Source organism: Ligilactobacillus agilis, assembly GCF_025311475.1.
Classification (GTDB): domain Bacteria; phylum Bacillota; class Bacilli; order Lactobacillales; family Lactobacillaceae; genus Ligilactobacillus; species Ligilactobacillus agilis.
The window spans coordinates 2,067,501-2,090,693 of sequence record NZ_CP104397.1; the positions used below are offsets into that span (position 1 = coordinate 2,067,501).

Here is a 23,193-nt window from a genome sequence, read left to right on the forward strand (position 1 = left end):
ATGATGACTTGACGTCGTCCCCACCTTCCTCCGGTTTGTCACCGGCAGTCTCGCCAGAGTGCCCAACTTAATGCTGGCAACTGACAACAAGGGTTGCGCTCGTTGCGGGACTTAACCCAACATCTCACGACACGAGCTGACGACAGCCATGCACCACCTGTCATTTTGTCCCCGAAGGGAAAATCTTATCTCTAAGATGGTCAAAAGATGTCAAGACCTGGTAAGGTTCTTCGCGTTGCTTCGAATTAAACCACATGCTCCACCGCTTGTGCGGGCCCCCGTCAATTCCTTTGAGTTTCAACCTTGCGGTCGTACTCCCCAGGCGGAATGCTTATTGCGTTAGCTGCAGCACTGAAGGGCGGAAACCCTCCAACACTTAGCATTCATCGTTTACGGTGTGGACTACCAGGGTATCTAATCCTGTTTGCTACCCACACTTTCGAACCTCAGCGTCAGTTACAGACCAGAGAGCCGCTTTCGCCACTGGTGTTCTTCCATATATCTACGCATTTCACCGCTACACATGGAGTTCCACTCTCCTCTTCTGCACTCAAGTCCTCCAGTTTCCAATGCAATTCTTCGGTTAAGCCGAAGGCTTTCACATCAGACTTAAAGGACCGCCTGCGTTCCCTTTACGCCCAATAAATCCGGACAACGCTTGCCACCTACGTATTACCGCGGCTGCTGGCACGTAGTTAGCCGTGGCTTTCTGGTTAGATACCGTCAATACAAGAACAGTTACTCTCCTGCATGTTCTTCTCTAACAACAGAGTTTTACGATCCGAAGACCTTCTTCACTCACGCGGCGTTGCTCCATCAGGCTTGCGCCCATTGTGGAAGATTCCCTACTGCTGCCTCCCGTAGGAGTTTGGGCCGTGTCTCAGTCCCAATGTGGCCGATCAACCTCTCAGTTCGGCTACGTATCATTACCTTGGTAGGCCGTTACCCCACCAACAAGTTAATACGCCGCGGGTCCATCCAAAAGTGATAGCCGAAACCATCTTTTACATAATGACCATGCGGTCATCATGGTTATGCGGTATTAGCACCTGTTTCCAAGTGTTATCCCCCTCTTTTGGGCAGGTTACCCACGTGTTACTCACCCGTTCGCCACTCAATTTTCAATCGGTGTAGCAAGCTACGATGATTGAAAAAAGCGTTCGACTTGCATGTATTAGGCACGCCGCCAGCGTTCGTCCTGAGCCAGGATCAAACTCTCATTTTAGAATTTGTGACTCATTTTTATACTAGCGAATTGACTTCGCAAATGTTTTGCAGTTGTTTCCAACTGACCCTACACATTTGGTTTGTCTAAAACTTTGTTCAGTTTTCAAAGATCTACTCATTAATAATTCGTTATCGCAATGACAACTATTATATAATAACAATCATCATTTTGAATGTCAAGGATTAATTTTGAATAAAAATTCAATTCCTTAATCCTTATGACAACTTTTATATCATATCAACAAGAAACAAAGTTGTCAAGAATTATTTTTAATTAACTTATCAATCACATTTCGTAACTGACAACGATATTTATAATACAGGCTTTCAGGCTCTAGGTCAAGCTTTTTTGCCAAAAAAATTAACTTTGTTTACTAAAAAAGATGTAAGAGTTTTAAAACTGAATATTCCTGCATTAATTGCAAAATTATTCGTTTTATGAAGAAAAAAAGCGGTCTAAACACCTCTTTGCTAACAGAAATGTTCGGACCGCTTTTTAACTTAAACGCAACTTGTTAGTTCTTTTTCTTAAATAAGGCACTCGTCCCTCGCTTTATTACCTGGAAGAAAGAAAGCGACCGGTACATCTTCTCCTTACCAATGTGGCTTCGAACTGCCCGCAAAACGGCTTTAACTTCCTTAGCTGCGAAGATAAAACTGCCATCAGACTTGGTTTTGATAGAAAAACGGGGAATCCACTTGCCACCAAATAAGACCGACACAGTCACACTCTCAATTTCTTCCCAGGGAATCTGCACAAAGTTGCTAACCTTCTTATCATCATAAAATTCAAACCCTGCATTCCCAATCATGATTTTGCCATACTGAGCAAAGCCGGCATACGAGGTCCCATCAACAACTATTTCAACTTTGGAATTAAGTGATTCTACCATAAAAAAATCCTCCTTACCCTCAACTATACTAAAAAAAGGGGCGGGAAAAAACACTTTTCCGCGTCCCTTTAAGAAAGTAATGATTAAAGTAAACCAATTACGTGACCAACAACCCCGACAACGAATAATGCCAAGATGATAACGATTGGAGAAACTTTCTTCTTTAATAACCACATGCAAAGCAAAGTAAGGAGTAAAGCAGCTAAACCAGGGATTAATTGGTCTAAGTTGTCTTGTAAAGTAGTTACTTTGTACTTGTCTAGTGATAAACCATTGCTGTATTGAGTGATTGCTTCCTTGATACCAGCAGCACCTTTTGGTAGGTGATCCCAGTCAATGTAAGCACCCTTTTGTTGTTGAATCCTTGAAACAACTGGTGTGAACTTGATTGATACCCACCGTTCAACTAAGGCACCGATAATGAACATCCCGAGCATGGAAGCCCCACGGGTAACCTTTTGCAATAAACCACCGGAAAGGTCATCTGTAATCTTAGTCCCTACACGGTAACCAAATTCTTGGGTGTACCAAATGAAGCCCATCCGAATTAAGTTCCATAATACGAAGAACAAGATTGGTCCTAAGATGCTACCACCTAAAGCTAAAGATGCACCCAAGGCACCTAAGATAGGACGAACAGTAAACCAGAAGACTGGGTCACCAACCCCGGCTAAAGGTCCCATCATACCAACCTTAACCCCAGAAATAGCAACGTCATCGATTTCAGCCCCGTTAGCACGTTCTTCTTCCAAGGCAAGGGTAACCCCAACAACTGGTGAAGCTACGTATGGGTGAGTGTTAAAGAATTCCAAGTGACGCTTTAAGGCTGCTACTCGGTCTTCTTTATTAGGGTACAACTTCTTGATGGCTGGAATCATTGAGTAGCACCAACCACCATTTTGCATACGTTCATAGTTCCATGAACCTTGAAGGAATTGGGAACGCCATGCAACTTGCATACGATCTTTTTTAGTTAATTGAACTTTCTTTTCCATTATCCTATTCCTCCTTAATTTTAGTAGTCATCTAAGATGTCGCCAAGTGGGTCACCGCTACCGCTGTTACCACCGTTGCCACCGTTACCTTTAGCTTTTTCTTCAAGTTCAAGGTACATTAAGGCAAGGGAAACACCTAAAGCCCCGATAGCAATCAATGTTAACTTTGATAAAGCAGCTAACACAAACCCGATGACGAAGAATGGCCAAACTTCACGAGAAGCCATCATGTTGATAACCATAGCGTAACCTACGGCAACAACCATCCCACCACCGATAGCCATACCATCTGTTAACCAAGCAGGCATGGACTCAAGGAAGGCACGCACAGCGCTTGAAGGGATAACTAAAAGTAAAGCAGAAGGAATTGCAATACGTAAACCTTGCATGCAGATAGCTAAAATTTGTAAAGCATCAATTCCGCGCATGTTACCTTTTTCAGCTTGTGCATCCATTAAGTGAATAATAGCAACAGAAAGTGTACGCACAATCATAGTTAAGAACAAACCAGCCACGGCTAGAGGAATCGCAATCGCAATCGCAGTCCCCACACCTTTAACTCCTTGGCCACCTTGAACTAAAATAATAGCAGAAGCAACGGAAGCCAAAGCAGCATCGGGCGCAACCGCAGCCCCAATGTTAGCCCAACCTAAGGCAATCATTTGTAAAGAACCACCTAAGATAACTCCGGCAGTTAGGTTACCTGTTACTAACCCAATTAGCGTACATGCAACTAATGGTTGGTGGAATTGGAATTCATCCAAGATACCTTCCATACCTGCAAGGAACGCTACAATAACAACTAATATCATTGAAATAGCAGACATGTTTATTTCCTCCTTAGAAATTATTTACTTTCGTTCACAAGGTCTTGAGCCTTCTTAAGTAAGCTGTCCATGTTTTCTGGAGAACTTGAAGGAACTTTGCGAACGTCAAATTTAACGCCTAATTCTTTAAGTTCTTTGAATGTATCGATATCTTTTTGATCCATCGCAAGCACTTGGTTAACGTTAACTTTACCGTTACTGTAAGCCATAGAACCAACGTTTAATTCTTTAATATCAACGCCACCCTTGATGGCTGCTAAAGCATCTTGAGGAGTTTCAAAGAGAAGCATTGCTTTAGTATTACCGAAGCGAGGGTCCTTAGCAACTTCAATCATCTTCTTGATTGGAACGGTGTTAGCTTTAACTCCTGATGGAGCGGCTTGAGCAATCATGTTCTTACGCAAGTTATCCTTAGCAACGTTATCAGAAACAACGATAATCCGGTTAGGGTTCATTGCCTTAGTCCAACCTGTTGCAACTTGACCGTGAAGTAAGCGCGTATCAATCCGGGCAAAGACATATTTAATCTTACCGTCACCGATAACTGTTCCTTCTGGGATTGCACCAGTTGGTTGGTTGCCTGCAGCAGCTTGCTTAGGAGCTTCATTTGGTTGAAGTGATTCAGGCATTACCTTAACCCCTTCTTTAGCCGTTTCAATGATATGCGCAGCAATTTCATGCGCTGTGTTCATTGAGAAGCGGGATGCGTAAGCTTCAATTACCATTGGTAAGTTCATACCGGCAACGATTGCCCACTTATCTTTGTGTTGTTCCACTAAGTTGTTGGCCTGGTTGAATGGTGTTCCACCCCAAAGGTCAACTAAGAACAATACTTCTTCATCGTCATCAAAGCTGGCGATTGCTTTTTCCATTTTGGCACGGACATCATCTGGACCTTCATCTGGCTTTAAGATTACGTGTGCGACATTTTCTTGTTTGCCGAAGATCATTTCCCCTGATTGGTAAATCCCATCAGCGAAACCACCGTGACTAGCTAGGATAATTCCTACCATGTTGTATACCTCCCATGTAACAAAATTTGTAGAGTTTGATTTGAGGCGAAGTCATTATTCAACGAGATTGCGTTCGCGTAAGTTTTTCCACAAATCCCGCTTTGAATCGGTCGAAACCTTCCTCGTTTCCAAGAGGATGCCTTGGTTATGAATCCAAGTAAAGGCATCAATATCGGCCTGATTCACGGCGATGGCATCTGTGACCATCTTGCGCCCTACTTCAAAACTAAGCGAACCAATATTTAAGGACTTAACCCTAATTCCACCTTGAATCAACCGTTTAGCATCTTGGGGATTTTCGACTAAAATCATCACCCGCAAGCCATAAAAACGAGGATCATGGTAAATCCTAATCATCTTAGCTAGCGGAATCACGTTAGCCTTAGTTCCCGGAGGCGCTGCTTGCATGATGATGACCTTTCGGAGCTCATCCTTGGCAACGTTATCAGAAACAACCAAAATACGGTCAATCTTAGCGGTCTTGGCCCAGTTAGTTGCCACCTGGCCATGAAGTAAGCGACTGTCAATTCGCATTAAGCGTACGTCCATTGTCACTGACTTCACCTTCCTCGCGCTCTAACAACTTCTAGCTTACTTTAAAACTGATTCACTTTGCGACGCTAACATTTGCAAAAATTAAAATGAGGACGAAATAATTTCTTTAAAGCTTAGCGTTAGCGTTCTCAAAACTTATCAGTTCTAATTAAGCACCTACGCCTTTTATATAGCAAGATACGTGCCAACTTTTGTGTATCAACGTTAAAGCCAATGATATCAACTTTAAACAAATTTAAAAGAAGTGTTGATACACTTATCTTTTGTGTATCAACACTTCTGTATCAGAGATTTGCAGCTTGTGTATCAATCAGTTTTATCAGGTAATAAACTTCTGCCAACGACAACTCAATATTCAAAGCTTCCGTAATAATTCCGTTAGCTTGAACTACCAACTCATACTTACTGTCAGCCTTAGCTGCAGCCTCTTCTTGCTTAGTGATTGTTAAACTACTATTTAAGAGGTTACGTTCAATTGCACCGCCTAGGTGCATAATTAAACTAATTCGCATGGCGTTATTAATTTCAAAGTCGAGCCGGCGGTCTAAGTAATCACAGTAGTCCCATAGGACTTTGACCACTTTCACTGGATTTAAGAAAGTATAGTACTGTTCTAGGTACTGACTTGCCATCTCTTCCGTTAGTGTATCTGATTCTTCTAGTGAGGCCGTTTTTTCAAAGAGTGGTTCGTCTATATTTTCAATCACCTTAATAAATTGCTCGCCTCCACCTTGAAGCAAGTTTTCCAGGGAAACAAAAGGCACATCCAACTTAGGTTGGATAATCCCGGTGGCCGCAATCACCCGATACTTTTGCTGGAGTTGGGCAATTTTTTCCTCCATGCCCACAACCGAGATTGGTTCAACCAAGATATCATCGACTAAGTTATCAATCAAAATGCGGTCTAACATTTCCTTAATGCGTTTGGCGGTCCCTTCCCCGGTCGAACAAATGGCCACAATTACTTTAGGTCGCTTATCTCCTAAAACTAGGTGATGGGCTTTTTCAGTCAGCTCTTTTTTCGGCGGTTCAATCTGACGCGAATAGCCGTTAAATTCCCGCAGCTCCTTGTAAATTGCATCCAAATCCCGGTCAATTAAGGTGGTCTTGCGAGCAGCCTCCAGGACCATCGCGGTTGTCACCATATCTAGCGACCTCACCTGGACCCCGGTTTCCTTAGTCAACCGTTCACTAAAGGTTGATAGTGACCCCATATCTACTAGCAACAAGACGCCATTACCCCGGTCTAATTCTCTAACTTCCTGGGCAATTCCCGCCAAAGCTGTTTGGGGACTCATCTCTAGTGACATGTCAAAGGCCCGTAAGTTATCGGCGGACAGGAGTTGTTCGACCACCTGTACCATCGACGAGGCCGTACTTTTACCGTGAGCCGCCACGATAATTCCCACTTGCCCACTGGCGGGACTAGATTTCAAGGAAACCAACAGAATCGCTAAGTAGTAAACCTCCGACTCTGGCACCGGAAAATGGTAGTGTTCCTCTAGTAATTCCTTAACCCGGCCAGCCATCTTTTGTTCCAGAGGATAAGCCTTGACCATCTCAACAATATCGGACGAAACTGCTCTTAGGGGCCGGCCTAGCTGCACCCGCTTAATAAATGAACTAATGTGCAGACTCATCGCATATAAAAAGTTACTACTCAAGGCGTAATCATAGTTAGTGGTTAGCTCCTTCATGATTGCCTTAGTAATATCAATAATTTCCTGGTCGACAATTTCGTTTAAGTTATCTTCCGCCTGGGCTATCTTCGCCCCCCGGTAGAAAGTTTTTAAGTGGACGTTAATGTCGGTGAGGATGAAATTATTAATCGCCTCTTGGTCAAGTCCCTCATTTTTTAAAACGGCTGCCTTATCCCCAATAATTTCATAGAGGTTGTAAGGTAACTCGTAACCTCCAGTTGAATCAATCACCTTCGTATCGTTATCAGGGTAGATTGTCATCGTTGGCTCTAATAATTGGGTCAACTCGCCCAATTCCTTCCTATTATTAGCCAACAAAGTTAAGCCGTCCTTGATATTAGGTGGGAGCTGATCAAAGGTAATCTGAATTTCCGTTTGATTCTGCATGTTATTCAAGAATCCTTGCGCACAGACTAACTGGATATTAGATTTTAATTGGCCCACGTTTCCATAGGTAACACTCCCCAGGAGGGCTTGCACTACATTTTCGTTGAGGGTGATATTTTTTTGAATCCGGTTGGCTTCGATAATTAAGAGGTGGCGCAAGAGTCCTAAGCGTTCCCGCATCGTCCGTTGCTTAAAGCTTGGCATCTGAATCGTAATCGGAATCCGGCGCACAAAGGTCGATAGTAAAGAACTCTCTGGGTCTTCGGTGGTTGCACACACAATTCTCACGTCCGCATGGTGGGTTTTTGCTGTTTCCCCCAAACGGTTGTAAGTCCCATGATCCATAAAGTAAAAAATCATTTCCTGCCCTTCAGGGGGTAAACGGTGAACTTCATCTAAGAAGAGCATCCCCCCGTCGGCCTCTTGAATCAAGCCATCCTTATCTTCATTGGCCCCTGTAAATGAACCTTTGACGTAACCAAACAGATGCGACATCAGCAGCTGCGGATTATGGGCATAATCGGCACAGTTAAAGGTGGTAAATGGCTGCTTGGCCTTAATAATTCCGTTACTGCAAGCAAAATGATACATTGCGTTAGCAAAGTAGGTCTTCCCCGACCCGGTCGGACCGGTAATTAAAACATTTAGTCCATGAGGAGGATACAGGAGTGCCGCCTTAGCCTGTTCAACCTGGGTTTTTAGACTCCCCTTGCGCCCGATGATTTTTTCAAACACATCATCACTTGGGGCTACATCTTGACCCCCAACCTGTTTTTCGGCCTGTTTAGGGGTTACCACTTGCTTCGGGCTTTTTCCCTGTCCTTGTAGCTGGTAGCGAACGGGCCGCCCTTTACTTTTGACTAACAACCCTTCGCGCACCAACACGTTTAGTTCCTTGCTAACATTTGACCTCACCAAGTCTAAGGCTACAACTAGCTCCGCAGTTGTAAAGCCTTGGCTTACCTGACTACTATGTTCCTTAATGTAGGTTAAAATCCGTTCCCGTCTCGTTTGCACACTAAATCACCCCATGAAATCCCTTACTTGATAGAGCTAGTGTATCACCTAGATTAGTGTATCGTCAACTTTTCGACTAACCAACTAAAAATGCGCCCCACACTGCTTGAGGCGCAACACTTTTATTACAAATGGACGTAAAACCTGCAACTTTAGTCGTGGCTCGTTTGTAATAACCTTCTGCTTGCTCCTGGCTTAGATTCATCTTATTCATCAAGATTTTGATGACAGCCTGGCGGTCGTTACTTAGGGCAAATAAGTCCGGGATTAACTTGATAATGGCTTCGTCGATTCCTTGTTTTTTACCACGACGTTCACCAATCTTAATACTTGCTTTTTTTCTTCCTTGCGTCCTTCATTTCGCCCTTCGTTTCTAGCGTCCTGCCAGAATGCTCCTGTTAATTCCATATACTTTTGCCCTCCTGTCTTACTGTGCTTAATTTCATCAATCTTGGGCTTTTATCTCAATATCATTTACTCTTGCTCCATGGCCTGCTTGTAGTAGCTTTCTGCTTGCTCCTGGCTTAGATTCATCTTATTCATCAAAATTTTGATGACAGCTTGACGGTCATTAGTCAAAGCAACTAAATCTGGAATTAACTTAATGATCGTTTCGTCGGTCCCTTCTTTTCTACCTTCATTTCGCCCTTCGTTTCTGGCGTCCTGCCAAAATGCTCCTGTTAGTTCCATATACTTGCGCCCTCCTGTCTTACTGTGCTTAATTTCATCAATCTTATCCATAATTTGCGCTCCTAACTGGCCAAATGACGCCGGCTGCCTCAATACTAACTGAAAAATTCCTTTGAGTTCATCACTGACGCCTTCCCAATCACCACTGGCGTTTAAAATCAAGGTGTGGGTCCCATCATTTAAGTAGTCTCCTTCTTCAGAAATCATCTGATAGTGCCCAACCGCTCGTTGTTGCTCAGTAATAAGGGGGTTAGAAGATAACGTAGGTCTCCTTTAAATTTTGGTAGTCCTCACCGGCTGTTAACATGTGGTTGGTCATCAAGGCGTGATAATACTTAGCCCGTTGAGCGACGTTGTGCTCGTTAGTCATCTGCAGCTCGATATCGAATTGGTTGCCATAAGCGTTGGTACAGTGGATGTCTAAGCGGCCCGCCTTAGACAGATAGTCGGTTTTGAGGTGGCTTTGATTGACGACCTTAATCTTAGTAAAGTCTAACTGCGGTAAGACCGCCTTTAAGAACTTGCGACAGATTTCTAACTGAGACATGACCAGCTCAAACATGACATCGTCAGTGAAGTCGGCCTGGGCCAGTTTGCGCTGGATTTTTTGCTTACTTACCATTTGCTTCTCCTTTAATTATATAAAATTTGAAAGGTAAAGAGAATAATTTACCCCCCATTATAGATATACGCAAAATGACCGCCGATTAATTCAAAAAAGTTGCAACTTTTTTAGCAGGCCGCAATCAGGCAAGTAAAATTAAGCAATAAAAAACTACAAGCTAGCATCAAAGTACACTAGCTTGTAGTTCAATCGTTATGTTAAAGAGTTGCTAACGCCCCTTACTTATTAGCAATGTAGGCGTCCTTAAATGACCAGGTTACCCCGGCAGTGTTTTGGATAACACCCTTAACTGATGGGTTAAGCATGTAAGCCACGTTTAATTGGTAAAGAGGTGCTACCCCTTGATCTTCACTCAAGATCTTAGAAGCTTTCACCATGTCATCCCAACGCTTGTCAACATTACCAGCATCAGTTGTCTTAGAAGCTGTAATTAACTTGTCGTATTCAGCGTTCTTCCACTTCCCGTTGTTGTAGGAGTTGTCAGAAGTGAAGAGGTCTAAGAAGGAGATTGGGTCAGCAAAGTCAGCTCCCCAAGCAGAAACAACTACGTCAAAGTCGCCGTCTTCTGACCGTTGTAAACGAGTCTTAAATGGAACGTTAGATACAGACACATCCACGTCTGGTAAGGTTTGTTGAATTTGACTTTGAAGTGATTCTGTTACTTGCTTAGAAACATCAGTATCATCACCTAATAAAGTGAAGCTTAACTTAGATTGACCTACTTCAGCTAAACCTTCCTTAAGTAACTTTTGGGCCTTAGCCTTGTTGTAAGTTACCCCGGCAGTTGTTTTAGCTGCCACTGCGAAGTCTTTACCCTTGTTAAAGGCTAAATCACGCGAAACAATTCCGAGTGATGGTAATGTCCCTGCCCCTAACACCTTGTCAGCTAAGACTTGGCGGTTAACTGCGTAAGAGAGCGCTTGACGAATCTTCTTGTTAGCGAAGACCTTGTTAGTTTCATTGAATTCTAAGTAGTTTGTCCGCGCTTCCTTCAAGACTTGATAACCATCTTTACCCTTCAATTGCTTAGCTTGTTCCGTACTCAAAGGAGTGTAGTCAAGTTTCTTAGATTGGTAGAGGTTGTATGAAGTTGTCGTTGACTTGTTAACGCTAAAGTTGATTTGAGATAACTTAACGTCTTTTTTATCCCAGTAGTTCTTGTTCTTAACTAACTTCCAGCTAAGGTTAGAGCCACTCCAGCCTTCCATCTTGAAAGGTCCGTTGTAAACAAGGTACTTAGCAGCTGTCCCGTACTTCTTACCATATTTTTCAACCACATTTTGGTTTTGTGGGAAGAAGACAGGGAAGCCCATCAACAACTTGAAGTATGGTAACTTCTTTTCTAAAGTTACAACTAACTTGTACTTACCTTCAGCCTTGATTCCTAAAGTATCAACGGCCTTCTTACCAGCGATGATGTCATTGGCATTGGCAATGCCATCAAAGAGGTAGGCGTATTGTGAACCCGTCTTAGGATCAACTGTCCGCCGCCAGGAATAAACGAAATCTTGTGCGGTTACAGGGTCACCGTTTGACCACTTGTCATTCTTACGCAAAGTAAATGTGTAAGTTAAACCATCCTTAGATACTTCTGTCTTAGTTGCCAGACCTGGTTCAACCTTACTATTCTTACCAATTCGATAAATCCCTTCCATTGTGGAATTTAATTGGTCAAAACTGATGGTATCAGTCGCAGTTGACAAGTCCATTGATGGTAGTTCTGAAGCATAACTCCAGTTAAGGACTTGTTTGTCAGCGAGGCCTGACTTGCTACTGTTAGAGCCACAAGCTGTTAGCGCGAGCCCTAAAGCAACAAGTGATGCCCCGGTTGCAATCACCTTTTTAAATTTCATAGCTATTTCCTCCCTAAATCTTAGAAAACATTAACTAACGATGAGTAAATTATAATTTATTTCCTGGATAAAAGCAAGAATTTAATGAGAATAAATTAATTTCAATCCAAGCGATTTATTATTTAGCAACAGTTCTAGCTAGACGTGGTAGAATAACAATAGCATTTAACGAAAGGTGGTTTTCTTATGACCAGGCCTGATTCTTCTAATAACTTAACCCGTGGCAGTCGCCGGACCCGGCTCTTAGAGATTGTCCGGGTAATGCGCAACCATAATGTAATTACTAACTTTATCAACCAACGCAACCCCCGGGAAGTACGCTTGGCCTTTCAAGAGTTAGGCCCAACATTCATCAAGGCCGGTCAGTTACTTTCGACTCGGCCCGACTTAATCTCGCCTGCCTTTATCGCCGAAATGCGTCAACTGCAAGATAACGTTGAAGTCGATGATTTTGCCAGCGTTAAAGCCACCTTTGAAGAACAAACTGGTAAAAAACTCAGTGAGGTCTTTAGCTTTTTTGATGAAACTCCCTTTGCCTCCGCCTCAATCGGCCAAACCCACCGAGCCATTTTAAAAGACGGTACCAAAGTCGTGGTTAAAATCCAACATCCCGAGGTTGCCCGCCTAATTGCCACCGACTTGGCCTTATTCCGCCTGGCATTACGAATGACTAAGTTCACCCCCGACATCGGTGCCGTCAATCCCCGGGAGATTTTTAATGAAATTAGGACCTCGCTTCTAAATGAAATTAATACCGAAATCGAAATAGCAAACGGTCAGGAATTTTATCACTATAACAATAATGACGGTATCATCCGGGTACCTAAGGTCTACAAGCAATACTCCGCCCAAAAGGTCTTGGTGAACAGCTCCATGCCAGGTAAAAGTATTAAAAATTACCTGGCCCAACCAATCAGCAAGGACCTTGCAGTGGCTGAGAGTCAAAAGGCCGAGCGCAAATACCTAGCCCAGGTATTGGTCAATAACTTTTTAAAACAAGTCTTTGAAGATAACTTCTTTCACGCTGACCCCCACCCAGGTAACATCTTATTCTACCGGCTCAAGGAAGGCGATCCTAATTACCAGGAAAATCAAGCCAAGGAGGCTTTTAGTTACGAGTTTCACGGGAATAAAGTGGTGTGGGCTAAAAGGCAGCCCCTTCCGCCTTACCGCCTAGTCTACCTTGACTTTGGAATGATGGGGCGATTAACTCCGAGCATGATTGATGGCATTGCCCAGATTGTCCTTGCCTTAAACACCAAGGACATCCGCCAAATCGGCCAGGCCATCCTGGCAGTCTGCAATCAAACCGGGCCGGTCGATAGCGAAGACTTCTACGAGGAACTCGGTTTATTCTTAACCCCCTTCATGAACATGGGCTTAGATCAAATCGACTTTCCGGCTATGCTCTATAGTGTGATTGGTCTCTGCCGGAAAAATAACTTACAAATGAAAGCCGAGGTAACCCTCCTAGTCAAGGCCTTCGGTTCACTAGAGGGCTTAGTCTCCCAGCTAGACCCCGACCTTTCGATGATGGACGTTGCTCGCCCCTTAGGCAAGGCCTACCTCAAGCGCAAGTTCAACCTCAAAACTAGCTTAGAAGACTTGAGCTTCGATACCCTCCAGTCACTTAAGGCTACTAGCCAACTGCCCACCAAGGCCAGCAAATTTTTTGACGTCGTTAGTTCCGGGCAAACCCGCTTTTCGGTTCGCTACAAGGGCCAAGATAAGCTCCTTGACCGCATCGACCACCTTGCCAACCGGATTATCATCGCCCTCGTCTTAGCGGCGATTATCTTAGCCTCCTCCCTCTTAGTAGAAGGCAGTGCCAACCACCCTGCCATCTATAATTTAGGGGTGACCGGCTACATTGTCGCCATTGTCTTAGTTGCCCTCCTTATTTTGGACGACCTTCACAAACGCTTTAAGAAGCGTAAACGCAAATAAAAGAGGCCAGGATTTTTAGTCCTGGCCTCTTTTTGCACCGTATAATAGAAACCTAAGCATAACATCATTTCCCACTTCTGTCAAGTCAGCTTACGTTTTAAGTCCCTTAATCTCCGTGTTGCCACCGGGCAAGCAATGGCTTGTTCTTCGTCAAAGTACACCATTTTTTCAACAGGATCAAGCGCAACTACCCTGGCTAAATTAATTAGGTAACCCCGATGACAGCGGTAGAAATTAGCGTCTAATTGCTCTTCGATTTGACTCAAACTGCGGCGGATATTTAGGCGCTTATTGTTCGCATAAAGACTGATTAGGTGGGGGCTACCTGGCATCGCCTCAAAGTAATAGATATCTGTGGTGGCAATCCGGTAATGGCGCCCCCGCTTAACGTAGGTAAAGTAACTTTTATTAACCTTACTTTCTTGCCCAATCAATTCTAAAGTCCGCTGCAAATCAATTTTGACGGCCTTCATTACCTTCGTAAAGTCAGACTGCTTTACAATATAGTCTAGTGGTAACACCCGGTGTTCCAAAACAATTAGGGACAACTCTTCGTGCGAAGTTAAAAAAACAATCGCTTCGTAGGGCAATAACTTCCGTAATTCACTAGCCAAGTCAATCCCCGTATAACTTTCAGTCGCTAAGTCAATATCCAAGAAAAACAGGTACTTATCGTTAGGATTTTCCCTGACGTAGGCTAACACCGCCTGCGGGTCACCAGTCGCTAGCGCCAAATTCACATCTAGATTTTCAAACTTTACGTAGGCTTCAATTCCCGATGCTACTTGTTCTAAAATTTCAGTCTGATCATCAACTACAATTACCTTTAACATCTTACACCCCGATTCCAAGAATAAAGCACACTACCCCGCGCTTATATTCCACTTCCAAGTCAATCAAATTTTTATCACATAACTGGTTTACAATCGTAAGCCCCCGGCCGCGGTTGCTCCCCTTGGTGGTGTAACCACGCTCAAACCAGGCCGTTAAGTTAGGGGCTTTGTCGCCTACAAACTTATTTTCAATTAAAATATCAACCCCATCTTCACCGTAAGAATCAAGTCCAATCCCCAACCATTTTTGGTCCTGCTTGCTACTAGCCTCGATGGCATTATCTAATAAAATTGCCACGATACGGGCCAGTTCTAACTCATTGACCCGTCCACCTTGCACCCAACTAGTGACGTTTAACTGGGTTTCAATTCCCAGTTGGTTAGCCTTAGTCAACTTAGCCAGGATAACACTCCGCAATGATTGGAGTTCGATTTGCTCTAACTGGGCCAAATTCCTAGGCTTAATCACCCCACGTATCTGTTGGTCAGAATAAGTCACCATCTGTTGGTAGTAAGACTGCAAATCAGCATCCCCGCTTTTAGCAATCCGGTTTCCCAATGTCAGTAGTAAGTTTTTATAGTCATGACGGAAATTAGCAATTTCTTGGTAGTAGTCATTAATTTCTTGTAAATAGAGCTGGAAGGCCTTCATTTGGCGCGCCTGTTCCGCCACTAAGGCCGTATTTTCTAACTTGGTCACCGTATCTTGATAAAAATAGAACACAATTACTAAGAGGGCAATTGTAAAGATTGCAATTATTGCAGACACAATCACTAGCATCCACTTATCTGTCAACGTTATCAAGACGACTTCTATACTGTGGACAAAAATATAAAAAATAAATAGTCTCAATGCCAGCTTGAAGGCCGTATCAGTGTGAACCGCTAATGTCTTTAATAACTGCTTCTTTTTTAATTGCCAAATTACCACTAAAAAAGCAAGTAATTGCGCAGGGACTCCAATTATTGCGACTTCTAGCTGGGAAAGGTTGGCAATTTTACCTATTAGAAAAAAAGTAAAGGTAGTGACATCCCCGATTGCGTCGAATAAAATAATTACCACAATTAAAGCTAGTCTTCTTAGCAAAGCTTGAGCCTTATTTACCCGTCGATAGTACCAGCGCTGACCTAAAACTAGCACTATAAAGCCTAAGTCAACAAAAGCTGACAGGAATAATAAAACTGAAACCAAAGAGCTAGCTACTATCTTCAGAACCTTATTTAGCCTAAGTTCACCTAAAAGATAGAAATATGCCCCAAAAACAGCGATATAACCAGCTAGCCCCGCCAACATTACTGTTCCTACTTCAATCCACACAGTCGCCATTAACTTTAACCACACTTCTCTTTAACTTTTTAGCATTAGCCTTATTTAAGTTTAAGCTAACTGCTTGAAAATTTCATCTAAACTTGGAGCTGATTGCTCAAAAACAGGAACATAATCTCTATTTTTAACTACATCTTGAAAAATTAGTCTACCTAAATCTTCGTTAGCCAGTTTCATCTTAAAGGTCTGCTGTCCAACCCTTCGTAGCTCCGTCACCCCGTGATACTTACTGAAAAATCCTTCTGCTTCAATTCCTTCAACCGTAAGATTTAACCGGGGATAAGTTTGTTTTATCTCGGCTAAAGTTCCCGCCAAAACTGTTTGCCCGTGCTTTAACATCAACAACTTATCTGAAATTTTAGCCACGTTATCCATGTTATGAGTTGAGAAGATAATCGCCGTCCCCTCATTCTTAGCCCGGATGATTTCATCCAAAAGCAACTGAGCGTTAACGGGATCTAATCCTGAAAAAGGCTCGTCCAAAATTAAAATTTCAGGGTGAAAAATCATCGTGGCAATTAGTTGCACCTTTTGGGCATTGCCTTTAGACAAACATTCTACTTTATCAGTTAGTTTTCCCACCACATTTAGGCGTTCCATCCACTTCACCAGCTCTAAGCGCATATCAAACCGATTGCGCCTATGTAAATCGGCAAAATAATTTAGCTGGTCGATGATACTTTCCTTTTGGTATAAACCTCGTTCTTCCGGCATAAAACCAATTTGGTGCTTAGTCCTGTCAAACTGCTTTCCCTGCCATAAGATTTGCCCCTTCGTTGGCTGAATAAAATCCATTATCATCCGAAAAGTAGTCGATTTACCCGCACCATTTTGCCCAATTAACCCTAAAATCTCCCCAGGCTTAACGGTAAAACTTAAATCACTAACTGCTTGTTTAGTACCAAAATTCTTGGTTACATTGTCTAATGTTAACATCCTATTTCCCCCTTACTTACCAAATATCGCTTTTATAATTGGATGTCGTTGTTTAGTAGCTAACAAGCCTCGTTGATACTTAGGCAGGACTTTTTTAAACATGATCACTAAAATAATCACTTGCACTACTAAACTGAAGTAGCCCCAAAAATAAGAAAGCCCTTGGGTTGAAACTGCTACTGGGAGTAAACAGGTTCCTAGCGCCGGAACCCATCCATTCACCACTAAAAATACTTTGAACCAAACCATACCCGCAAACATGTTTGGAGTACAGGCGTACACAGTCGCTAGGATTTCTCCCGTCATCACTAAAATAACTGGTGTGAGCATCGCCAAAGCCATCTGTTCTCTTTCTTGAATATATATTCCAAATTCCACCGTCCAAATTAGGGATGAGCCTAAAAGTAATAGCATTGAAAGTAATGAAAATACCAGGTATTTGACGTCAACCATCGCTAATCGTAGCTTAAATATGACTACTGTAGCTAGCAGAACTAAAAAATAACTTAGACAATGAAGGACTAACAATATAACCGTCCCTAAAATCTTGCCCACCAACTGTGTCTTAGCATCCACGATTGCTAACAGAAACTCCGTTAACTTTGCTTCCCGGTCTGCTACTACCTCCGTTGCTAAGACGCCTGTATAAACGGCGCACAAAAAGGCCGCCACCCCAGGCATGAGTTGATACAACCCTAGACTTAATTGTTTAGCCGTCAGTGCCTGCAAAAATTCTTGATTCCTATAAACAGCGGCTTCACCCACTATTACTGGTAAAAATACCATGCTTAGATAAGAAAAGGACTTAAGCTGCTTACTTACAATTCTTTTAGCAATCGCCATTAATTGAGATTTACTCACTTACTCCACCCACTTTCCGTGCATAATTTAAAATATTGTGATGGTAATAGTTAAAGCCAACCTGCAATCCACCTACTAATAAAGCAAGGTTAACTCCCCAAATAACCAGTTGCTCCCACCATACGGTTAAGGAAAGCTGCCCCAGTAAGTTAACAACCGGAATTAGTAACCAGGTGCTACTATGCCCCATTAACCCAACTACACTACCACCACAAACAGCCAGTACAAATAATAAGTAACCAAGTGCAATCACCTGTCCCTTGTCCTCATCATTAACATACACCGCCAAGATGCTGAGCAAGATATTTCCAAATATGGTTACCACTAGCATCACCACCCCAGCGTTTAGTAATTCAAACCTAGACCAAGTACTTAGTTGTAAGAAACCTTCCATTTGCCCTAAATAAATAAGAAAGCCACCAGTTGCCGCTAGATTTAGTAAATATATCCAGCTAGCCGCCAACAACTTGCCATAATACTGGACCTTGTAACCACTCATCCCTATTACTAGTTCCCCTACCCGGGTTGACTTACTGTTGATGAACATGTTAACAACGCTCAGCGCATTAATCGCAGTAAAACTTAGCAAAGTTATTACCACTAACGTTAGCAACTGCTCGGGACTAAGGTTGAGCTTTGCAGGTAGTAGTAATGACAATGCTCCTTCCATTGATAACGGCCAGACAAAAGTCGTCCAAAATAAGGCTCGTTTCATAAGGTGGTTAATTTCAAACCGTGCAACTTTAAAATACTTTTTCATCTTCATCCATCTCCCTTTATTAGGTTAGCACCACTCATCAAATAAAAGGTCACTTTGTCCTAAAAGGATACTTTATCGTCCTAAACGCAATTAGGACAAAAAAAATAACCCCCACTAGAATGGGAGTCATCTTCAGTAAGCGCAAATGTTTAGGAAAATAAACTGTTATTTCATTGCCCACTTAATACACTCAGACACTAAGCTTAAGTCTTTTGTTAAACCTAACCGTCAAACATTCAGATAATACACTATTAATCCGAGCACCATGTAAAATAAAGTCCACGTCACCAAATTAGCCCCGAGATAATGGCGATATTTCACCAAATACTCGGCGCCAACTGTCCGATAATAGTGCCAAAACGTCCTTACCCTACGAAATAATAACAAACTAAAGATTAGCCCTATTATTATTTCGCAAATCGCCAAAATACTGATAGCATTTAAATCTAAATATACTGTAGCAGTTAGCATTAATAGTCCCAGTGGTAATAGATTACAGAGACATACATAGTCTGTTAATCGCAAAATAAGTGGCTGTTGTTCTATCTTCTTTAGTCCTGGTGAATATTGAGGAAGTTTTTGTAAAGATATCGTAGCTGGTATTAAGTATAAAGGTTGCTGTAAAGAAAATAACACTAAAATCAAGTAACCCCAAAATGGTAGCGTAGAAAAATACCAAAATGCCCAGCTTATTATTACTAAAAATACCAAGTAAAAACCAGTAAGCAACCAACTATAACTTTTTCTAGTAACCAACCACTTTCTAACACTAGCTTGGACCTTAGCCTTATATAATAATTCTTCCTCTGTTTGTTTCCGAACTCTTTTTTGAACCAATCTTTTAACAAGTAAAGCTACTCTTGTCAAAAGTTCACTACCGATAAAAATAATCGCCATCAAACCAGCAATAAGCAAAATCTTTTCAGCTAAAAGAAATGTCATTAAACCACCTCAATTCTTCTTATAATGGTACGTAGGTAAGAAATATCAGTAACATTATATATAATAATCCCCAATTTATAACTCGTGCTACTAAATATCTACGCCAATAAATTACATATTTGGGGTTTTCTTTGTTCAAAGCGTTAACCAGCAATCGAAGTCTATGTAGAAAGGAAAGACTAAAATACAAGCCTAAGAACAACTCGGCCAAACCTATAGCAAGATAAACTATTAGTTCAAATAAATTAAATGGATGAACTTGCAAAGTAGCTTGAACGGTTGCATATATTAAGGTTGCACCAATAATCACACCATTGCATAAAAAACAATAATTATAATAACCAAAAACAAAGGGTTGTTTTCTTACATTCCAAATAATTTTTACGTAATTAGGCAATTTATGAAATGCCACTTTAGCCGGAGTCAAATGAAAATTAGTTTGAATTATAAAAAATAACAAAAATACATACACCCAAGCAGGAGGAGCCGCAGTCTGACATAAAATCAGTCCCAATAAAGTCATGGCTACTGTGGTTACAATTAACCAGCGCCAGCTGTACTTCTTTTTATTAGCATAACCTACTGCTAGTTGCTTGATACTTTCTTCCTCACTTCTCGGAAGAATTTTCATTGAAAAACGTTGAATACCAATAAGGATACGACCAACTAGTACATCCCCCAATAAAATTACTATTGATAGAACTAAGCTAGCCCAAAATAAATTGCTATTACTTATATACGCCAAAATTTCACCCTCTTTACATAAATAAAATTATCCCCAATATCACGTAAACTATCATATAGTCGCTAGCTTTAAGCAAAATCGATTTTTTAAAACTCATTTCTGCCTGTTTTCCTAGCAACGATAATCTTTTTAAGATAGCTTTTAGCCTTTTAACCTGCAATAATACTCCTATTAATCCTAAAAGAATAGCAGCTATTCCTAGAAACATGTCTGTTATACCAACATCAAAACCGGCCACCATCAGAGTTTCTGCTTGCAAATTGCTAATTAATAAACCAGCCCCTACCCACAATAAATTAATCATTAAAAGTAGCGGTAGCCCTGGAACTAAAAAAAAGCTTCCTTTGTCTATTAGATAGCTTCCAAGGTTTGCCCTAATTTTCATAACCTTATAATCAATTAAACTTCCTACCACTACATATACCAAGGGTAAAAATATCCCTGCTAATAACTGATTTTGTAGCTCTATTAAACCAGAGCTAAAACTGAAACCAACAATTAAATGACCCGTAATATCTAATAAATATAATTTTCTTAATCGATTTTGCGTCACCATCTCTTTTTTGGATACTAGCTGAGAATTATACAACTGTATATTTTTCACAAATTTAATCAGCCAAGCAGTTATTTTAGCCCTCAAAAAGCCCTTATCACCATTTAAAGTTTTTGCTAATTCTTCATTACTATCATCCAGTATAGAAAATTCTACCGGCGTTTTCTTAGCATTATTCATCAAAACTCTAACTATAACACAGAAAAAGAAATAACCAATTAGGGTAATTCCGATAAATTTTAAAAACATTTTACTAAGTAGATAAATCTCTACTGCTTGTTCAAGCCTCATAATATCCCCCCAGAAATTTATTTATCTAAGTAAGCATAACACCGCCATTAATCAATATCAAAAAACACCAACCCGGTCATACGACCACTGTTGGTGTCAGTTAACTACACTTCTTTATTGGCGAAAACCCACATGCCTAAGGCTAAGAAGACGGTAGTATAGGCCAGGCTGCCCCAAAGTAGTTGGTTAGTTGTCAGGTGAGTAATGTTGGCAAAAGTCGGAGCAACTAATTGGTTGCCGTAATTGGTGAAATTAAGCGGGTTCCACTTGAGAAACTCCCACTTTCTAAGCAAGATTTCCATGACATTTCCAATTAAGGTTACGGCCAAGTAGGTTAAAGTCCCCACCATAATAGCTGCACTACTCTTTTTCATCAAAGCGGCAATCAGAAACTCAGGTTACTGTGAACCTGTATACTATGGAGCTAATGGATATTCTTGTAGATATAGTAACGGCAAGTGGGATTATAAAGTTACTAAAACAGCTGCGCAGGCTGTAGGTGGTGTCATGGCTAAAGGGTGGATTGGTTCTCTCGGAGGTTCTTACTACCAACCTGGTTATAGGGGGTAATTAGATGACCAAGGTAACGAAAACAGAGATTATGAACGAAGTGTACGACTTGATTTTGAATGCCAATGTGACTCAAGACGAACGGGCCATTTTGGTGAACTTTTAAAATAGGGTTACTGACAAGAATTTTGCTAATGAATTGATGGGCTTGGCGGCTGGGCTAAGGCAGCTAGGCATCAAGAATTTAGCGTGCAAAAGAAAATGAGTCTGGAAACTAGTGCTTTTTATAAAAAGATTGCAGATTATGGGCAACGAGAGTTAAATTGGGCGCGCGGCTTGGCCATGACTGGCGTAATATTTTAAGTTAATCATGCTAGCCAAAAACTTTTAAGGCGGCTAAAAATAATAGGGCTTTTTGTTAGCATTTTGGTGTAAATGGGACTAAGATATAGTTGTAAGGATAAAGAAAGGAAGTCTTTGATATGGCAAATGAATTAAATAACCGTTTTAACGAGTTGATGAAGGGCGGCGATGACTTCTTCAGTAATCTCGGTCGTTCATTCTTTAATGGCTTTGATGATTCATTTAAGGAAATGAAGACTGATATTTCAGAGAGCGATACTGCTTATACGGTCGCAGTTGATCTTCCTGGGGTAGATAAAAAGGACATTGACATTGACTTCAAGGACAATGCTTTGACAATCTCTGCAAAGCGGGACTCCTTCAGTGATGAAAGTGATGCAAAGGGCAATCTCCTTTCAAGTGAACGGTCATACGGTCGCTTTACCCGCCAATATCAATTCCCTAACGTAGATAAGGACAAGATTTCTGCTAAGTATGAAGCCGGGGTCTTAACCGTTACCTTACCTAAGACGGCTGAAGAAATTTCTAATAGCCACAAGATTGAGATTGAGTAATTGATGAATCCCTCCTAAACGAGTTGGACTAGCTTGCTAGTCTTCCCTAAAATAACCGGTATGCTAATAGCAATGCCGGTTATTTTTTTGACCAAATCTAATGTGTTTCATGTGAAACAGTCTTTGATTGTTTTCTAATTTAAATAACGGTATAATGCAATTAAAATTTAATTTAAAATTAATCAAGGTGGAATTCATATGTACAAAGATAAGCGGATTATCCAGCGTCCTTACTTCACTTCCCGTTCTTGGGCGGCCCTTATTTTTGCCGCCCTCTTGCTTATTCGGATTACCAGTATCAGTTTAACCGCCCTTTATAACACCCAGGCCGACTTTGTTTACCAGCTTACCTTCCAAAGCTTGTGGTACCTTAGCTCGCTTGGCTTAACCTTGGGGCTTAGTTTCTTATTTGTTTACCTCTTTGATATTCAACTGCGCTTTGCTAGCCTCTTTCGCCTTTACTTTGTTTCACGTAGCCCCTACCTTGGCGCCTGCCTGCTAGAATTGCTGGCCCTTTTAATAAAGAAGCAAGCTTTGACAGCGGCGACTAACCTATCTATTGGGGCGGGCGGCATCGTGCTTAGTTGTTGCTACTTGGCTTGGTTAAACAGGCGGGAAGCCTACCTAACTACTAACCAAAATTTCAAATTAGTGATTGCCACGGGTACCTTTCAGCTCTTCAGTCTCCTGCCCGAGTTTTTACAAGTCTTCAGTTAAAAAATTCTAGCAGAAAATAGATTGCGTCAGATCCATTTCTGTGTTAAGCTTTGTTTATCGAATGATTATAGT

General features: G+C 41.7%; 23 protein-coding genes and 1 rRNA gene (1 of these 24 cut by a window edge). 4 read left to right on the top strand and 20 right to left on the bottom strand.

The annotated features are described in order from the left end of the window. The 11 genes from N4597_RS10285 to N4597_RS10335 all read right to left on the bottom strand — a co-directional run. Positions 1-1,225: ribosomal RNA gene (locus N4597_RS10285) — 16S ribosomal RNA — on the bottom strand; it reaches 338 nt to the left of the window's first position. 517 nt (positions 1,226-1,742) lie between these two features. Next, on the bottom strand, positions 1,743-2,120 hold the full coding sequence (locus tag N4597_RS10290) for a DUF956 family protein (protein WP_056977479.1): 378 nt from the start codon (positions 2,118-2,120) through the stop codon (positions 1,743-1,745). Between the two features lie 83 nt (positions 2,121-2,203). Further along, entirely contained in the window at positions 2,204-3,115 is a 912-nt protein-coding gene (locus N4597_RS10295) for a PTS system mannose/fructose/sorbose family transporter subunit IID (RefSeq protein ID WP_167589540.1), read from the bottom strand. A 20-nt stretch (positions 3,116-3,135) separates the two neighbouring features. Beyond that, positions 3,136-3,942, bottom strand: a complete 807-nt coding sequence (locus tag N4597_RS10300) for a PTS mannose/fructose/sorbose transporter subunit IIC (protein WP_050611541.1) — start codon at positions 3,940-3,942, stop codon at positions 3,136-3,138. A 20-nt stretch (positions 3,943-3,962) separates the two neighbouring features. Next, positions 3,963-4,955 carry a PTS sugar transporter subunit IIB gene (locus N4597_RS10305; RefSeq protein ID WP_260903840.1) on the bottom strand — a complete coding sequence of 331 codons (993 nt, stop codon included), beginning with the start codon at positions 4,953-4,955 and terminating at the stop codon, positions 3,963-3,965. A gap of 54 nt (positions 4,956-5,009) precedes the next feature. Then, positions 5,010-5,504: a PTS system mannose/fructose/N-acetylgalactosamine-transporter subunit IIB gene (locus N4597_RS10310; protein WP_260905317.1), complete on the bottom strand. Its 495-nt coding sequence runs from the start codon at positions 5,502-5,504 to the stop codon at positions 5,010-5,012. 290 nt (positions 5,505-5,794) lie between these two features. Next, a complete protein-coding gene (locus N4597_RS10315; RefSeq protein ID WP_167589542.1) occupies positions 5,795-8,614 on the bottom strand; it encodes a sigma-54-dependent transcriptional regulator in 2,820 nt (939 codons plus the stop codon). A 267-nt stretch (positions 8,615-8,881) separates the two neighbouring features. Continuing rightward, positions 8,882-9,022 (bottom strand): hypothetical protein, encoded by a 141-nt coding sequence (locus tag N4597_RS10320; protein ID WP_260903843.1) that lies wholly within the window; start codon positions 9,020-9,022, stop codon positions 8,882-8,884. 66 nt (positions 9,023-9,088) lie between these two features. Continuing rightward, positions 9,089-9,511, bottom strand: a complete 423-nt coding sequence (locus N4597_RS10325) for a hypothetical protein (protein ID WP_260903846.1) — start codon at positions 9,509-9,511, stop codon at positions 9,089-9,091. A gap of 43 nt (positions 9,512-9,554) precedes the next feature. Next, positions 9,555-9,926 carry an Rpn family recombination-promoting nuclease/putative transposase gene (locus N4597_RS10330; RefSeq protein ID WP_260903848.1) on the bottom strand — a complete coding sequence of 124 codons (372 nt, stop codon included), beginning with the start codon at positions 9,924-9,926 and terminating at the stop codon, positions 9,555-9,557. Between the two features lie 221 nt (positions 9,927-10,147). Beyond that, positions 10,148-11,782, bottom strand: coding sequence for a peptide ABC transporter substrate-binding protein (locus N4597_RS10335; protein ID WP_089144048.1), 1,635 nt, complete (start codon positions 11,780-11,782; stop codon positions 10,148-10,150). Between the two features lie 186 nt (positions 11,783-11,968). Here N4597_RS10335 and N4597_RS10340 point away from each other — a divergent pair, with 186 nt between their 5' ends. After that, positions 11,969-13,729, top strand: a complete 1,761-nt coding sequence (locus N4597_RS10340; protein ID WP_260903851.1) for an ABC1 kinase family protein — start codon at positions 11,969-11,971, stop codon at positions 13,727-13,729. 80 nt (positions 13,730-13,809) lie between these two features. Here N4597_RS10340 and N4597_RS10345 read toward each other — a convergent pair whose 3' ends face one another. The 9 genes from N4597_RS10345 to N4597_RS10385 form a co-directional block, all read right to left on the bottom strand. Further along, complete coding sequence (locus tag N4597_RS10345; RefSeq protein ID WP_260903853.1) at positions 13,810-14,562, bottom strand: LytR/AlgR family response regulator transcription factor; 753 nt, start codon at positions 14,560-14,562, stop codon at positions 13,810-13,812. A gap of 1 nt (position 14,563) precedes the next feature. Beyond that, the gene (locus tag N4597_RS10350; protein WP_260903854.1) at positions 14,564-15,889 is read right to left on the bottom strand and encodes a sensor histidine kinase; all 1,326 of its coding nucleotides are present in this window, start codon (positions 15,887-15,889) and stop codon (positions 14,564-14,566) included. 51 nt (positions 15,890-15,940) lie between these two features. Further along, on the bottom strand, positions 15,941-16,825 hold the full coding sequence (locus N4597_RS10355) for an ABC transporter ATP-binding protein (RefSeq protein WP_260903856.1): 885 nt from the start codon (positions 16,823-16,825) through the stop codon (positions 15,941-15,943). Between the two features lie 12 nt (positions 16,826-16,837). Next, on the bottom strand, positions 16,838-17,686 hold the full coding sequence (locus N4597_RS10360; protein ID WP_170092031.1) for a hypothetical protein: 849 nt from the start codon (positions 17,684-17,686) through the stop codon (positions 16,838-16,840). Continuing rightward, a complete protein-coding gene (locus N4597_RS10365) occupies positions 17,679-18,446 on the bottom strand; it encodes a hypothetical protein (RefSeq protein WP_167589550.1) in 768 nt (255 codons plus the stop codon). The genes N4597_RS10360 and N4597_RS10365 overlap by 8 nt, the downstream gene beginning before the upstream one ends. A 228-nt stretch (positions 18,447-18,674) precedes the next feature. After that, positions 18,675-19,388 (bottom strand): hypothetical protein, encoded by a 714-nt coding sequence (locus N4597_RS10370; RefSeq protein WP_094130864.1) that lies wholly within the window; start codon positions 19,386-19,388, stop codon positions 18,675-18,677. Between the two features lie 19 nt (positions 19,389-19,407). Further along, positions 19,408-20,133: a hypothetical protein gene (locus N4597_RS10375; protein ID WP_167589551.1), complete on the bottom strand. Its 726-nt coding sequence runs from the start codon at positions 20,131-20,133 to the stop codon at positions 19,408-19,410. 13 nt (positions 20,134-20,146) lie between these two features. Continuing rightward, positions 20,147-20,977 (bottom strand): hypothetical protein, encoded by an 831-nt coding sequence (locus N4597_RS10380; RefSeq protein WP_167589552.1) that lies wholly within the window; start codon positions 20,975-20,977, stop codon positions 20,147-20,149. A gap of 104 nt (positions 20,978-21,081) precedes the next feature. Then, positions 21,082-21,351, bottom strand: a complete 270-nt coding sequence (locus N4597_RS10385) for a hypothetical protein (RefSeq protein ID WP_167589553.1) — start codon at positions 21,349-21,351, stop codon at positions 21,082-21,084. A gap of 10 nt (positions 21,352-21,361) precedes the next feature. On the opposite strand from N4597_RS10385, the gene N4597_RS10390 reads away from it, so the two are divergent. The 3 genes from N4597_RS10390 to N4597_RS10400 all read left to right on the top strand — a co-directional run bounded on the left by N4597_RS10390 (position 21,362) and on the right by N4597_RS10400 (position 23,121). Beyond that, positions 21,362-21,547 carry a garvicin Q family class II bacteriocin gene (locus N4597_RS10390; RefSeq protein ID WP_390892663.1) on the top strand — a complete coding sequence of 62 codons (186 nt, stop codon included), beginning with the start codon at positions 21,362-21,364 and terminating at the stop codon, positions 21,545-21,547. A 422-nt stretch (positions 21,548-21,969) separates the two neighbouring features. After that, complete coding sequence (locus N4597_RS10395; protein ID WP_050611521.1) at positions 21,970-22,404, top strand: Hsp20/alpha crystallin family protein; 435 nt, start codon at positions 21,970-21,972, stop codon at positions 22,402-22,404. A 198-nt stretch (positions 22,405-22,602) separates the two neighbouring features. Next, on the top strand, positions 22,603-23,121 hold the full coding sequence (locus tag N4597_RS10400) for a hypothetical protein (RefSeq protein WP_260903861.1): 519 nt from the start codon (positions 22,603-22,605) through the stop codon (positions 23,119-23,121). Positions 23,122-23,193 lie beyond the last annotated feature (72 nt).

Excerpts from the sequence above, each read along its gene's own strand:
- N4597_RS10290 (WP_056977479.1), bottom strand. The coding sequence starts at position 2,120 with ATGGTAGAATCACTTAATTCCAAAGTTGAAATAGTTGTTGATGGGACC.
- N4597_RS10295 (WP_167589540.1), bottom strand. The coding sequence starts at position 3,115 with ATGGAAAAGAAAGTTCAATTAACTAAAAAAGATCGTATGCAAGTTGCA.
- N4597_RS10300 (WP_050611541.1), bottom strand. The coding sequence starts at position 3,942 with ATGTCTGCTATTTCAATGATATTAGTTGTTATTGTAGCGTTCCTTGCA.
- N4597_RS10305 (WP_260903840.1), bottom strand. The coding sequence starts at position 4,955 with ATGGTAGGAATTATCCTAGCTAGTCACGGTGGTTTCGCTGATGGGATT.
- N4597_RS10310 (WP_260905317.1), bottom strand. The coding sequence starts at position 5,504 with ATGGACGTACGCTTAATGCGAATTGACAGTCGCTTACTTCATGGCCAG.
- N4597_RS10320 (WP_260903843.1), bottom strand. The coding sequence starts at position 9,022 with ATGGAATTAACAGGAGCATTCTGGCAGGACGCTAGAAACGAAGGGCGA.
- N4597_RS10325 (WP_260903846.1), bottom strand. The coding sequence starts at position 9,511 with ATGATTTCTGAAGAAGGAGACTACTTAAATGATGGGACCCACACCTTG.
- N4597_RS10330 (WP_260903848.1), bottom strand. The coding sequence starts at position 9,926 with ATGGTAAGTAAGCAAAAAATCCAGCGCAAACTGGCCCAGGCCGACTTC.
- N4597_RS10335 (WP_089144048.1), bottom strand. The coding sequence starts at position 11,782 with ATGAAATTTAAAAAGGTGATTGCAACCGGGGCATCACTTGTTGCTTTA.
- N4597_RS10340 (WP_260903851.1), top strand. The coding sequence starts at position 11,969 with ATGACCAGGCCTGATTCTTCTAATAACTTAACCCGTGGCAGTCGCCGG.
- N4597_RS10345 (WP_260903853.1), bottom strand. The coding sequence starts at position 14,562 with ATGTTAAAGGTAATTGTAGTTGATGATCAGACTGAAATTTTAGAACAA.
- N4597_RS10350 (WP_260903854.1), bottom strand. The coding sequence starts at position 15,889 with ATGGCGACTGTGTGGATTGAAGTAGGAACAGTAATGTTGGCGGGGCTA.
- N4597_RS10355 (WP_260903856.1), bottom strand. The coding sequence starts at position 16,825 with ATGTTAACATTAGACAATGTAACCAAGAATTTTGGTACTAAACAAGCA.
- N4597_RS10365 (WP_167589550.1), bottom strand. The coding sequence starts at position 18,446 with ATGAAAAAGTATTTTAAAGTTGCACGGTTTGAAATTAACCACCTTATG.
- N4597_RS10370 (WP_094130864.1), bottom strand. The coding sequence starts at position 19,388 with ATGACATTTCTTTTAGCTGAAAAGATTTTGCTTATTGCTGGTTTGATG.
- N4597_RS10380 (WP_167589552.1), bottom strand. The coding sequence starts at position 20,977 with ATGAGGCTTGAACAAGCAGTAGAGATTTATCTACTTAGTAAAATGTTT.
- N4597_RS10385 (WP_167589553.1), bottom strand. The coding sequence starts at position 21,351 with ATGAAAAAGAGTAGTGCAGCTATTATGGTGGGGACTTTAACCTACTTG.
- N4597_RS10395 (WP_050611521.1), top strand. The coding sequence starts at position 21,970 with ATGGCAAATGAATTAAATAACCGTTTTAACGAGTTGATGAAGGGCGGC.
- N4597_RS10400 (WP_260903861.1), top strand. The coding sequence starts at position 22,603 with ATGTACAAAGATAAGCGGATTATCCAGCGTCCTTACTTCACTTCCCGT.